The 13216-nt window shown below is 72.5% G+C and carries 10 protein-coding genes, 1 pseudogene and 1 riboswitch; of the genes and pseudogenes, 5 read left to right on the top strand and 6 right to left on the bottom strand.

Features of this window, described 5'->3' with window-relative positions; translation table 11 throughout:
- Positions 1–248: 248 nt before the first annotated feature.
- The 4 genes from AB0B98_RS17015 to AB0B98_RS17000 form a co-directional block, all read right to left on the bottom strand.
- Complete coding sequence (locus AB0B98_RS17015; protein WP_357363602.1) at positions 249–911, bottom strand: hypothetical protein; 663 nt, start codon at positions 909–911, stop codon at positions 249–251.
- 20 nt (positions 912–931) lie between these two features.
- Positions 932–1774 carry a metallophosphoesterase gene (locus AB0B98_RS17010; RefSeq protein WP_357363599.1) on the bottom strand — a complete coding sequence of 281 codons (843 nt, stop codon included), beginning with the start codon at positions 1772–1774 and terminating at the stop codon, positions 932–934.
- Positions 1775–1836: 62 nt separating this feature from the next.
- Positions 1837–2907: a DUF5937 family protein gene (locus tag AB0B98_RS17005; protein WP_357363598.1), complete on the bottom strand. Its 1071-nt coding sequence runs from the start codon at positions 2905–2907 to the stop codon at positions 1837–1839.
- A 91-nt stretch (positions 2908–2998) separates the two neighbouring features.
- A complete protein-coding gene (locus AB0B98_RS17000) occupies positions 2999–3484 on the bottom strand; it encodes a hypothetical protein (protein WP_357363596.1) in 486 nt (161 codons plus the stop codon).
- Between the two features lie 157 nt (positions 3485–3641).
- On the opposite strand from AB0B98_RS17000, the pseudogene AB0B98_RS16995 reads away from it, so the two are divergent.
- Together AB0B98_RS16995 and AB0B98_RS16990 are read left to right on the top strand one after the other, a co-directional pair.
- Positions 3642–3746: pseudogene (locus AB0B98_RS16995) on the top strand (4a-hydroxytetrahydrobiopterin dehydratase); the annotation flags it as partial.
- A 115-nt stretch (positions 3747–3861) separates the two neighbouring features.
- Entirely contained in the window at positions 3862–4638 is a 777-nt protein-coding gene (locus AB0B98_RS16990; protein ID WP_357363594.1) for a maleylpyruvate isomerase family mycothiol-dependent enzyme, read from the top strand.
- Here AB0B98_RS16990 and AB0B98_RS16985 read toward each other — a convergent pair.
- Together AB0B98_RS16985 and AB0B98_RS16980 are read right to left on the bottom strand one after the other, a co-directional pair.
- Positions 4635–5360, bottom strand: coding sequence for a hypothetical protein (locus AB0B98_RS16985; protein WP_357282776.1), 726 nt, complete (start codon positions 5358–5360; stop codon positions 4635–4637). The two genes, AB0B98_RS16990 and AB0B98_RS16985, sit on opposite strands and share 4 nt — an antisense overlap.
- Positions 5353–5808 (bottom strand): RNA polymerase sigma factor, encoded by a 456-nt coding sequence (locus AB0B98_RS16980; protein ID WP_357363592.1) that lies wholly within the window; start codon positions 5806–5808, stop codon positions 5353–5355. The genes AB0B98_RS16985 and AB0B98_RS16980 overlap by 8 nt, the downstream gene beginning before the upstream one ends.
- A 255-nt stretch (positions 5809–6063) precedes the next feature.
- Here AB0B98_RS16980 and AB0B98_RS16975 point away from each other — a divergent pair, with 255 nt between their 5' ends.
- The 3 genes from AB0B98_RS16975 (at position 6064) to AB0B98_RS16965 (ending at position 13171) form a co-directional block, all read left to right on the top strand.
- Positions 6064–6399 carry a hypothetical protein gene (locus tag AB0B98_RS16975; protein WP_357363590.1) on the top strand — a complete coding sequence of 112 codons (336 nt, stop codon included), beginning with the start codon at positions 6064–6066 and terminating at the stop codon, positions 6397–6399.
- 431 nt (positions 6400–6830) lie between these two features.
- A riboswitch (cobalamin riboswitch) is annotated at positions 6831–6960 on the top strand.
- A gap of 278 nt (positions 6961–7238) precedes the next feature.
- Positions 7239–10907 (top strand): cobaltochelatase subunit CobN, encoded by a 3669-nt coding sequence (cobN, locus tag AB0B98_RS16970; protein ID WP_357363588.1) that lies wholly within the window; start codon positions 7239–7241, stop codon positions 10905–10907.
- An 89-nt stretch (positions 10908–10996) separates the two neighbouring features.
- Entirely contained in the window at positions 10997–13171 is a 2175-nt protein-coding gene (locus tag AB0B98_RS16965) for a VWA domain-containing protein (protein ID WP_357363662.1), read from the top strand.
- Positions 13172–13216 lie beyond the last annotated feature (45 nt).

Below are 13216 nucleotides of genomic sequence, written 5' to 3'. Positions count from 1 at the left end.
CGAGGGCATCAGCTCGATGCCCACACGGGGACGAAGTGCCGGGCGTATGGCCAGGACCCCGCGGTACCACCCCGCTTGCGCCTCGATGGTGCAGGCGCCGCTCAATTTCGCGACGTGACGTGCCGCGACGTCCGGTTCTACTGGGGCGGCGAGGCTGCCCGTTCTTCCGGAGGCTCCCCGGTGATGGCCGGATCGGTGCCGATGCCGCCCAGCATAGCTGCCCGTGCGCGGCGTCAGTGGCCGGAGCGCTAGGTGTGCAGCCAGACGCGGAGAGGGCCGGTGGTGGTGAAGCCAGCGGAGAGCGCCGGAGGAAGGTCCGCTGTGGTTTCGTAGCCGACCAGCGGCGCGTTGGGCACTGTGGCGCACACCGCGCACCAGATGTCCCGGGAGGTGTCGGTGCGGGTGAACAGGTTGGAGACGCCGTACGGGCCGTCACCGCTGAGCACCGCTCCACCGGTGATCACACAGCTGTCGTCGTGTCGGGCGAGCACCCGTACGCGGGGGTCGGCCAAAAGCGCGGGGCGGAACAGCTGCCCACCGCCGTGGGCCGCCGCCCAGGCCGTCAACTCGTCGGGTGTGGTGACCGGGGCCAGCGGGTTGTCGACAGGTGGTGCCGCCGGTGGCCGGTAGATCCACTGCGCGTCGAAGAGCACCCGGAACCCGTACCCGGACAGGTCGAGGTCGGCGAAGCTGTCCTTCACCGACGCGCCGGGCCCCGCGTCGATGCGGGACAGCAGGGCCTCGGCGTCGACGCCCGGTCGCACTGTGACGGCGTCCGGGTACCACTGTGCCGAACGGTGGGGGACCGACCAGGCGTCGGCGTCGGTACGGCCGGCCAACCCGTGGCTGACGCAGACGATGTCGCACCATTCGGCGTTGTTGCGGGCCGCCGTCCGCACGTCCTCCAGCACGTCGGGCAGCCTAGCCAGGGTCAGCGGAGTCGAGTGAGCAGGATCCGGCCGCCCTCGTGGACGCCACCGTCGATGGCGATGACTCTGTCGTCGGCGTACCGCAGCGCGACTGTGACATCCTGCGGCGCCACGCCGAAGTGCTTGGTGAGGGTGCTGTGGCCGTGGACGAGCACGCTGCCTCCGAGCGTGCGCAGCATCAGCGACACCGGATCGTCGGGGTGCGCCCGCACCGCCGCACGAAAGGCGCCCCGATCGCTCATCCGGCCGCAGAAGTCCAGCCACGCCGCCGGGTCGCTGGAGGCGAGAGCCGTGGTGACTGCCGAGTTCACGGCGGCCACACTGGATCCAAGCTCCAGGTACCGGGCAGTGTCGGAGTGCACGAGCAGGAACCCGTCGACGACCGCTACCGCAGGCAGCCGCGTCATCCACTCGACGTGCTGTGGCGTCAACTGGTGCAGGTCCTTCTCCCGTCCGCCGAACCGGACCCAGCCACCGCGGAACCCGCCGGGTTCGTCCCAACCGGCGACGGGCATGGTGCCGAACCGGTGCGCGGCCAGCAACTGCGCCTCGTGGTTACCCAACAACGCCCCGACGTGGCCGCCCGCCGCTCGCGCGGAGACGGCGAGCCGCTGGATGTCGTTGATGACGCCGATACCGTCCGGACCGCGATCGACGTAGTCGCCGAGCAGCCACAGCAGCGCGCCACCCCCGGACCAGTGCCCCGTGTGGTCGACGAGCCCGGCCTCGCGAAGTGACTCCCAGAACTCGGAGCGGTGACCGTGGATGTCCGCCGCCACGTACAGCGGCGTCGGCACGTCGCGGTCGGCGGTCGACCGCCACGTCCTCTCGTCGAGCGTCACCATGGCCGCCACGGTAGGGAGTGCCGCTGGCCGGCCGCCAATGCCTGCAAGTCTTCGGCAGGGAGTCAGCGGCGGAGCACGTCGAGCAGGTCGGCACCAATCGTCTGGATGGCGGACGCCTCCAGCGAGTACCGGACGAAGTGCCCAGCCCGCTCCGCCCGAACCAGTCCAGCGACGCGCAGAGCGGACAGGTGCTTGGTCACTGTGGTCTCGTCGAGGCGCCAGAGCCGGGCGATCTCCCGCGCTGACCTGGGCTCCACCGCGATCGCCCGGCACACCTCCAGACGCGCCGGATGAGCGAGCACATCGAGCCGCCGCAGGGTCAGTCGCCGGTCGGCAGCACGCTCCGGCGGCGGGAACGGGTAATGCACCACCACCGGGCGGCCCGTCTCGTCGGCGACGTACACGTGTGGAGCGCCGAAGACTGTGGGGACCAGCACCAGCCCACGTTCGGACACCGCCAGCGACTTGCTCTGCACCTTGTCGATGGTGACGCGGCCGTCCTCACCGATGGCCACCGCGGGCGACAGACCAGACAATGCGGCGCGGAGGCCGCCGCGCGCACCCATGCGTGCTCGCGCCCGCACCTCACCATCCAGCGCGGGCTCGATCCGGTGCCACTCAGCCGCGAAGAAGGCCGACCAGCAGCCCTCCAGAATGTCGACCACTGCGGCCTGCGCGGCGGCGGGCTTGTCCAGGAGCAGTCGCACCGCCCGCGTCGCCCCCGCTCCCCGCGCCCGCGACAGCGCCACCAATTCGGCACCCACGCGCTGGTCGGCCACGTCGGCGGACCGACCGCCCACCCGCAGCAGCGGCCGAAGCATCGCGGCGGCAAACTGCGCGGCAGGCATCCTCCGGAGTGCCGTCACCGCCTGGACCCAGTCGAGGGCGGGCGGCAGCGTCGGATCCGCGAACACTGTCGCGCGGACCGCTCGTACCGCGAACGACCAGGCGCTCAACTCTGCGGCCAGGTCGTCTGGCAACTCCCCGAGCACTCGCTCCGCCCACTCCGCCCGCTCCGGGTGATGCTCGGTGCCGACCAGCACATGCCACGCCCAGGCCAACTCCACGATCGGGGACACCGCGAACGTCACCGCCGTGGCCCGATCGGCGGGAAGTGGAAAGGTGATCGGCACGACCACACCCTAGGCGGCGGCGGTGGTAGTGGGGACGGGCCAGGAGGTCGCGTTCCCGCATCGTTCGAGGTGGTGGCGGATAACGGGTAGCTCAGGGGGCGTAGACCAGGTCCATCGTGTCGGTGTGCCCGGACCAGCGCAGGTCGAGCCGCCAGCAACCGGCCTCCGGCAGATCGATGATCGACGGCCCCGGCCCGCCGGCGACCTCCCGGATCACCCGTGTCTCGGTGCCGTCCAGCCTCGCGGTGATCACCAGGGTTGCCGGTGCGGTCGAATCGGGCGAGGTCGTGGCGGCGCGAGCCACCCAGAGGATCTTGTTGTTCGACCCGTCCGTCCGGACCTGCCGCAGCGGATGGGCGAACAGCACCGCCACGATGTCACCCTTCGCGCCGAAGACGTGCGGAACCCGCGCGTCCCCGCTGAACCCGGCGTCCGCCCAGTCCGGCAGCGACCCCGTCTCGACCCGCGCCGCGCAGGCGGTCGCGGTGCTCGCCGTGGTGGCCGCACCCGCCGTCGGTGCCGCTCCGCCGGCCGTGGTCGTACACCCCGCCAGCAGGACCACCGAGGATGCCAGCATCAACCTGCCCCAGGAAACCATCTCGCCCCTTCCGGTACGCGTCGAGCACTCGTCGCACCTATCCGACACCGCCCAGGCCCGCCGGGTTCCTGGTGCTCTGACCGGGAGCGTGCGTACGTCATCACGGGCGCATGTGAGGATGCCCAGGTGGACCGATGGACGACTCGTATCCGCGTCCCATGCTCCCGCCTTCTGGGTTCTCGCCGACGTCGAGGGCAACGAGGCCTGTGTGACGACCTGGCAGGGCCGAGACGACTCGTAGACCGGGCTGACCGGCCAGGAAACACTGCTGCCACCTCGGGCCGCCGCCGGCTGTCGACGCGATCGTCCGACTAATTCGCTATCCGGTGGCCGGTGCGCAGTGATACACAACCGAGGTGCAGCACATTTCGGAGTTCCCCGAGGTCCTGCGGCTGATCGACGACCGTTCGGCCGCGTTCCGGGCCGCGATCGCGTCCGCCCCCGACCTTGACGTCCAGGTCCCGACCTGTCCGGACTGGACTCTGCGCGAACTGGCGCAGCACCTCGGCGACGGCCGCCGCCGCCAGGCCGCCATCGTCGCGGCGGGTCCGGGCGCTGAACCCCCGGCGAGGACGGACCCGAAGTGTGCCCCGACTGCGCCCCGCGAACGCGAAGCCCTGGACGCCTGGCTCGCCGAGTCGACCGGGCTCATGCTCGACGCGATGCGCGCGGCCGGCCCGGACCGCGGCTGCTGGACCTGGTGGGGCCGCTCGCAGGCCCCGGAGACCAGCGGAGCCGTGGCCCGCCACCAGATCCAGGAGTTGGCCGTCCACACCTACGACGCCCAGCTCACTCAGGGGGTCGCACAGCCGCTGCCGACGGCCGTCGCGGTCGAGGGCGTCGACGAGTTCCTGACGACGGTAGCGGCGACGACCGTCGCCTGGCCGTTCAAGCCGGCGACCATCGACCTGCACACGACCGAGGGCCGCTCCTGGCGACTGACCCTCAACGCCGACGGCGTCCGCTGCGACGACCTTGCCGCTGACGCGCAGCCGGGCGACATGGCGATGCGAGGCGCAGCGAGCGACATGGTCCTCTACTTCTACGAGCGAGTCCCACTCGACGACCTGGAGACCACCGGCGACATCCAGCCGATGGAGCAGCTCGCAGACTGGGACCCGACCGCGTACTAGCCCAATGAGCGCGCGATCTCGATCGCCTCGGCCTTGGTGAGGGTGCCCTCAAGCCGGTAGCTGACGTCCTCGTCCTGCCAGATCAGGGTCGAGCCGGCAAGTCGGGCGGTCTCCCGGCGGATCCCGCCCGCCCGATCCACGTAGGACAGAACGTGCGGGCCGTCGACCCAGACGGCGAAGTCGCCGTTGACCTGGACCCAGTTCGCGCCCGGCGGCGTGACCTCCTTGTGGAAGGCCAGGTCGAGGCGACCGTCGAACGCGTCGACGCGGAGCGCGCCCCCGTCGTAGAGCAGCGTCGCCACCCGGTACCGGCCGGTGGCGTCCGGGTCGGCGACCAGCACCTGCTCGGGTGTGCCCAGCATCGCCGGCAGGCGGATCGGAAACCGTACCGACAGTTGGGCCTCGTCCAGGGCTACGGCCCGCTGCCCGGGCAACGGCGACGCGGTGCCGCCGGGCGGCGTCGGGGCGGATGAGGTGGCGATGCTGACCCCGGCGAAGCGCAGCAGCCCCGTGACGACGTCGGCGATCGCGGCCCGCGTCGGCGGCAACAGCGCCACCAGCAGTGCGACGAGCGCGACCGCGGCGAGCGACCGCCACCGACGCCGCCGGGGCGCGGGCGCGGGCGTGCCGAGTCGTACGCGGACGCGGGCGGTCACGTCGGGCGGATCGGGAGTGTCCAGCCAGGCGGACAGGTCGCGCAGTTCCCGTTCGAGGTCACCCATGCCGGACCTCCTCACTGTCGAGCAGGCCGCGAAGCTTCCCCAGCGCCCGGGACGTGCGCGACTTCACAGTGCCCCGGGGCCAGCCCAGAGCCGACACCGTCTCCTCCTCGGTGAGATCGAGGAAGAAGCGGCAGACGATCACCTCGCGGTCCCGTACCGGCAGTTGTCGCAGTGCCTGCACCAGCGACGCCCGGCGCTCACCGGCGAGGACCGCGCCGACCGCGTCGTCCTCGGCGACCTCGGACGTCGGGTCCGCTGCCGCCGCCCGCAGCACGAGCCCGTCGCGCCGGCCACGGGAGCGGTGCAGGTTGCGGGTCTCGTTCGCGACGATCGCGAGCAGCCACGACCGGAAGGACGCGTCACCCCGGTAACGGGACAGCTTCCGGTACGCCTTCACACACGCCTCCTGGATGACGTCCTCGGAGTCCGAGCCCGCGCCGAGCAGCACCGCCGTCCGGTACGCGGACGCGGTGTGCCGGGCGACCAGGAGGTTGTACGCCTCCAGGTCACCTGCCCGAGCGCGGGTGACGAGCGCCTCGTCGTCCAGGGGAGCCTCCGTTTCGGATCACACTCATGACACCGCCCACCCGCCGCTGGTTCCACCCGGATATCCCGACGCAGGTCAGCTCTCTCCCATCCGGCGTGCAGCGTATTGCCAGGAACCGGTGCTGCACTGGAGGGACGTCGAGGAGAGGGGCCGGGCATGAGCTGGTTCAACCGCCGGTCACGGGGTGCCGAGGTGACCCCGACGAAGCTGGATCGGGAGGCGACCCGCGACGACCTCGCGGCGCTGGAGGCGTTCGTCGCCACCCGGCGCGGGGTGGAGTTCTACCTGGAACCGGAGACGACCGCGACGGACACCACGGTGGTGGCGATCGCCCACGACGGCGAGTGGATCCGCCGTCGTACCGGAACGCCCCGCGCGGCCGGGACGATCGCCCGCAAGCACGCGGTGCCGCTGTACGAGGCGGCGCGCACCGGCTACCCGGAACGGATGCGGACCTGGAGCCGGGCCCACCCGGAACGCCACGCCCGCTGAGGCCAGGTCAGCGCGGCTGGGCCGGCGCGGGTGCGCGCGAAGTGGTGGCGCGGGCCTGCACCCGCCGGAAGTCGCGTGAGGTGACAGGGCCTGATGCCCTCCCCGGGATTGATCGCGGACACTGGTGGTGCGTTCGCCGATCCCAGGTGATGGTGTCGACCGACGCCACGCTGCCGGATGATCGGCGCAGGCCAGAGTTCGTTCGGATGTCCTTTGCTCTGCTTACCTATGCGCACCAGGAACGGAGCGTCACTGGTGCCTATGGGTAAGCAGAGCAAAGGACATCGGGCATTGAGCGGGGGCATTGCGGCGTACCGATTCGCGCTCGCACCAATCGCTGAAGCCCGATGGGTTCCGTCCGTCTGGTAGGGCGGGACCGGCGTTGACCGGCGGCGCGACGGTGTGGCAGCATTCGCGGCCTGACGGCAGTGAAGGAAGTCGGTGCGATTCCGACGCGGTCCCGCCACTGTCACCGGGGAGCGATCCCCCCTCGTGAGTCACGGCCGTGTGTCTGCGGTTGGAAGGCCGGGGGAGAGCGTCGATCCGGAAGCCAGGATACTTCGGCCGTCGGGACGTACCCCAGGGCGTGGACACCCGAGGAGGACCCGATGACGCACAGCGTCTTATTCATCGACGATCATCGTCGTATTGCGCTCCAGGCAGCGCGCTCCAGGGACATCGGCCACCGGCACCGCTGAGCTGATCGCCCGGCGCTGACCGGCCCCGACGCACGCGTCGGTGCGCCGTTCGCCCGGGCCGTCGTACCGGCTGACGCCGAACCCACCCGCATCGCCCGGTCGCCCCCTGAGGGCCCAGGGCGTCACTTTCCGGAGCCTGCCGTGCGTATCCTGCTGCTGTCCACCGCCGACACCGACCTGCTGGCCGCCCGCGCCAGCGGTGCCGACTACCGGCTGGCCAACCCCGCCAGAGTCGCCGCCGACGAGGTGCCCGCCCTGCTCGACGGGGTCGCCCTCGTCGTCGTACGGCTGCTCGGCGGTCGGCAGGCGTGGCCGGACGGACTCGCCGCGGTGCTCGCCACCGGCGTGCCGACGGTCGTGCTCGGCGGTGAGGCGCTGCCCGACGCGGAGCTGATGGCCATCTCCACAGTGCCGTCCGGGGTCGTCACCCAGTCGCTGGCGTACCTGGTGGAGGGCGGTCCGGACAACCTCGGGCAGTTGGCCCGGTTCCTCTCCGACACGGTGCTGCTCACCGGCGAGGGGTTCGCCGCACCAGCGCCCACCCCGGCGTACGGCGTGCACGGCGACCACCCCACCGACCCGGACCGGCCCACAGTGGGGATCGTCTTCTACCGGGCGCACGCTCTGGCCGGCAACACTGGTTTCGTCGACGTGCTCGCCGACGCGGTCCACCAGGCCGGCGGCAACCCGCTGCCGATCTTCTGCGGCTCGCTGCGCGGGCTGACCGCGGGCGCCGGCCCACTCGGGCTCTTCGCCCGCTGTGACGCGCTGCTGGTCACGGTGCTCGCGGCCGGCGGTGCGGTCGCCGCGGACGCCTCCGGTGGCGGCGACGAGGACGCCTGGGACGTCGGCGCCCTGGCGGCCCTGGACGTGCCGGTCATCCAGGCGCTCTGCCTCACCAGCACCCGCGCGCAGTGGGCCGACAGCGACGCCGGCCTGTCCCCGCTGGACGCCGCCATGCAGGTCGCCATCCCCGAGTTCGACGGTCGGATCATCACAGTGCCGTTCTCGTTCAAGCAGATCGACGCCGACGGGCTCTCGGTATACGCCGCCGACCCCGAGCGGGCCGCCCGGGTCGCCGGGATCGCGGTGCGCCACGCCCGGCTGCGGTACGTGCCGCACGCCGACAAGCGGGTCGCCGTGGTGCTCAGCTCGTACCCCACCAAGCACTCCCGGGTCGGCAACGCTGTCGGGCTGGACACCCCGGCCTCGGCGGTCCGGCTGTTCGCCGCGCTGGCCGAGGCCGGCTACGACCTGGGTGACGCGCCGCCGCCCGACGACGGCGACGCGCTGATCCACGCCCTGATCGCCGCCGGTGGTCACGACGTGGAGTGGCTCACCCCGGAGCAGTTGGCCGCCGCCGAGGCCCGGATACCGGGGACGACGTACCGGCGTTGGTTCGACGAGGTACCGGCCGAGCTGCGCGAGCGGATGCGGGAGCACTGGGGTGAGCCGCCGGGCGAGCTGTACACCGAGGGCGGCGACATCGTGCTCGCCGGGCTGCGCTTCGGCAACGTGGTGCTGCTGATCCAGCCGCCCCGCGGCTTCGGGGAGAACCCGATCGCCATCTACCACGACCCGGACCTGCCGCCGAGTCACCACTACCTGGCCGCGTACCGCTGGTTGACAGCGCCGGTCGCTGACGGCGGCTTCGGCGCGGACGCCGTGGTGCACCTGGGTAAGCACGGCACCCTGGAGTGGCTGCCCGGCAAGGGCCTCGGCCTGGCCGCCGACTGCGCGCCCGACGCGGTCCTCGGCGACCTGCCGCTGGTGTACCCGTTCATCGTCAACGACCCCGGCGAGGGCACCCAGGCCAAGCGGCGGGCGCACGCCGTGGTCGTCGACCACCTGGTCCCGCCGATGGCCCGCGCCGAAACCTACGGCGACCTCGCCAAACTGGAGCAACTGCTCGACGAGTACGCGACAGTGCAGGCCCTCGACCCGGCGAAGGTGCCCACCGTGCGGGCCCAGATCTGGGACCTGGTGCGCGCCGCCGAGCTGCACCACGACCTGCACGCCGACGCGATGCCCGACGCTGACGACTTCGACGACTTCGTGCTGCACCTCGACGGGTACCTGTGCGAGGTCAAGGACGTGCAGATCCGCGACGGCCTGCACATCCTCGCCGACGCGCCCACGGGCGAGCCTCGGGTCAACCTGGTCCTGGCGGTGCTGCGCGCCCCGCAGGTCTGGGGTGGCGCCCGGGCCCTGCCCGGCCTGCGACAGGCCCTCGCCGTCGCGTACTCCCTCGACGAGCAGGAGCTGCTCGCGTCGCCGGGACAGCGACTGGCGCTGCCCACCGCACTGACCGACGTGGTGGACGGGCCTGCCGGCACCGCCGCCGACGCGATCGACCTCATCGAGGTCCTGGCCCGGCGGCTGGTCATCGGCATGGAAACCCTGGACTGGGCAGTGGACACTGTTGACGCCGTGGTGACCGAGGTGACCGGTCAGTCGATCCCGGACGTCGCCGCGGTGCTGCACTTCGCCGCCACCGAGCTGGTGCCCCGACTGGCCCGGACCACCGACGAGCTGACCAACACCCTCGGGGCGCTGGACGGTAGGTTCGTGCCGCCCGGCCCGTCCGGTTCACCCACCCGGGGCCTGGTGAACGTGCTGCCCACCGGCCGCAACTTCTACTCCGTCGACCCGAAGGCCATCCCCAGCCGCAACGCCTGGGACGTCGGGGTGGCCCTCGCCGACTCGCTGCTGGCTCGACACCTGGCCGACACCAGGGCGTACCCCCGCTCGGTGGGGTTGACAGTCTGGGGCACCAGCGCGATGCGGACCCAGGGCGACGACATCGCCGAGGTCCTCGCGTTGCTGGGCTGCCGGCCGGTCTGGGACGACAGGTCCCGGCGGGTGACCGGCATCGAGGTGGTGCCGACCGCCGAGCTGGGCCGCCCGCGCGTCGACGTCACTGTGCGCATCTCCGGGTTCTTCCGCGACGCGTTCCCACACGTGGTGGCGCTGCTCGACGACGCCGTCCGGCGGGTCGCCGCCCTCAACGAGCCGGACGAGGAGAACTACCTGCGCGCGCACGTCGCCGCAGACCTCGCCGAACACGGCGACGAGCGGAGGGCCACCGCCCGGATCTTCGGCTCCAAGCCTGGCGCGTACGGCGCTGGGCTGCTGCCCCTGATCGACGCCCGGACCTGGCGCAGCGACGCCGACCTGGCCGAGGTGTACGCGGTGTGGGGCGGCTACGCGTACGGCCGCGGGCTGGACGGGCGGGAGGCGCGCGCCGACATGGAACGCTCGTTCGCCCGGATCGCGGTGGCGGTGAAGAACCAGGACACCCGCGAGCACGACATCGTCGACTCCGACGACTACTTCCAGTACCACGGCGGCATGGTGGCGATGGTCCGCCACCTCACCGGCACGTCACCGCAGGCGTACGTGGGTGACTCGGCGATGCCGCACGACGTGCGCACCCGCACGCTGGGCGAGGAGACCCGGCGGGTGTTCCGGGCCCGGGTGGTCAACCCGAAGTGGATCGCCGCGATGCGCCGGCACGGCTACAAGGGCGCGTTCGAGCTGGCGGCCACAGTGGACTACCTGTTCGGCTACGACGCCACAGCCGGTGTGGTCGACGACTGGATGTATGAGCATCTGGCCGCCGCGTACCTCTTCGACGAGACCACCCGGGAGTTCCTGGAGAAGTCCAACCCGTGGGCGTTGCGCGGCATCACCGAGCGGCTGTTGGAGGCCGCCGACCGGGGGCTGTGGGCCAAGCCGGAGCCGGCCACCCTCGACCGGCTGCGCGACACGTACCTGGCCAGCGAGGGCGACCTCGAGGACCGGGTGTGAGCGCGAGGAGTGAGCCGGTTGTGCGAGCCCCGCAGTCGCGAACGAAAGAAGGCGCAGTGACGATCTACCCGTTCAGTGCGGTGCTCGGCATGGCCGACATGCGACTGGCGTTGCTGCTCAACGCGGTCTCCCCGGCGATCGGCGGGGTGCTGGTACGGGGTGAGAAGGGAACCGCCAAGTCCACCGCCGTGCGGGCCCTCGCCGCTCTGCTGCCGCCGGTGCGGCGGGTGGCGGGCTGCCGTTTCGCTTGTGATCCGGCCGAGCCGGACCCGGCCTGCCCGGACGGCCCGCACCCGACCGACGCCGCCGAGACCCGCCCGGCCCGTCTCGTCGAACTGCCGGTGGGCGCCGCCGAGGACCGGGTGGTCGGGGCGCTGGACCTGGAGAAGGCGATCGGTGAGGGGGTACGCGCCTTCGAGCCGGGCCTGCTCGCCGCCGCGCACCGGGGTGTGCTCTACGTCGACGAGGTCAACCTGTTGCACGACCACCTCGTCGACCTGCTGCTCGACGCGGCGGCGATGGGCCGTAGCCACGTCGAGCGGGAGGGCGTGTCGGTCAGCCACGCGGCCCGGTTCCTGCTGGTGGGCACGATGAACCCGGAGGAGGGGGAGCTGCGCCCGCAGCTGCTCGACCGGTTCGGGCTCACGGTGGAGGTGGGTGCCAGTCGGGATCCGGAGGTCCGGGTCGAGGTGGTCCGTCGGCGGCTGGCCGCCGACGCGGACCCGGTGGGCTTCGCGGCCCGCTGGGCCGACGCCGACGCGGAGATCGCCGGCCAGGTGGCCGCCGCCCGCCGTCGACTTCCCGGGGTACGACTGCCGGACGCCGCGTTGCGGCAGATCGCCGAGGTGTGTGCGGCGTTCGACGTGGACGGGATGCGGGCCGACATCGTCACCGCCCGTACCGCTCTGGCGCACGCCGCCTGGCACGGCCGGGACCGGGTCACCATCGACGACGTCCGGGTGGCCGCCCGGCTGGCGCTGCCGCACCGTCGTCGCCGCGACCCGTTCGACACCCCGGGGCTGGACGAGAAGCGCCTCGACGAGGCGTTGCAGCGCGCCCAGGACGCGCACCCCGACGACCCGGACGACTCCGGCCCCGAGGACAGTGGCCCGGCTGGTGGCGGTGGCCCACAGGGCGGTGGCGGCGGCCCGAACGGGGGTGGACCAGACGGTGACAGCCCGAGCGGCGGGCCGCAGCACGGCGACGTCGGCGACCTCGGTGAATCCGAGACGGCCGGGCAGTCCTCGGCGCGTGACGGCGCTGGCCCGGACGCGCGCGGCGACGGACCGGACGGTGCCGACGGTTGGCCGCAGCGTCAGACGGGCGACCGGGGCGACGGCTGGCCGCAGAGCCCGGCCGACGACCGGAGCGGCGACGGTCGGCACGCACGCACGCCTGACGGCCGGCAGTCGGCGGCCGGTGACGGCGATCCGACCCGCGGCGCGGAGTCCGAGCTGGTGGCCGTACCCCGGGGTGGGCTGAAGGCGCGGGTGCTCACCGCGCCCGGCCTGGGTGACGGGGTGCCGGGCCGGCGGTCACGGGCCCGCACCGGTCGGGGCCGCACCACCGGCGCCCGGGTGCCGGCGGGTCGGGTCGGCGCGCTGCACCTGCCGGCCACGATCCGCGCCGCCGCGCCGCACCAGGCGGCCCGGGGCCGGCTCACCGGTCCGCTGCGACTGCGCCGTGACGACCTGCGGGAGGCGGTTCGTGAGGGGCGCGAGGGCAACCTTGTGCTCTTCGTGGTGGACGCGAGCGGCTCGATGGGCGCCCGGCAGCGGATGACCACGGTGAAGGACGCGGTGCTCGCCCTGCTCACCGACGCGTACCAGCGGCGCGACAAGGTCGCGGTGATCGCGTTTCGGGGTGGCGGCGCCCGGACCCTGCTGCCGGCGACCTCGTCGGTGCTGGCCGCCTCGACCCGGCTGGCCGAGCTGCCCACCGGAGGGCGTACGCCGTTGGCCGAGGGGTTGCTCGCCGCCGCGGACCTGTTGCGGGTGGAGCGTCTGCGCGACCCGAAGCGCCGACCGCTGGTCCTCATCGTCACCGACGGCCGGGCCACCGCCGGCACCCGTCCGCTGGACCGATCGGCAGCAGCCGCGAAGGTCCTGGCGGCGACAGGTGCCCCGTGCGTGGTCGTCGACTGCGAATCCGGTCCGGTCCGCCTGAACCTGGCGCCCCGTCTGGCAACCCAGCTGAACGCGCCCCTGCACACCCTGGCCACCCTCACTCACCCCCGCGATCTTGCACTTCCTGTCGCGGCATAAGGGATCAAGTGCGCATATGACCAACAGAAATCGCAAGATCGCGGA

Origin of the sequence: Micromonospora sp. NPDC048947, from assembly GCF_040649495.1 — a bacterium.
GTDB classification, from domain to species: domain Bacteria; phylum Actinomycetota; class Actinomycetes; order Mycobacteriales; family Micromonosporaceae; genus Micromonospora; species Micromonospora alfalfae.
This window is presented reverse-complemented; position numbering and strand designations above follow the sequence as displayed.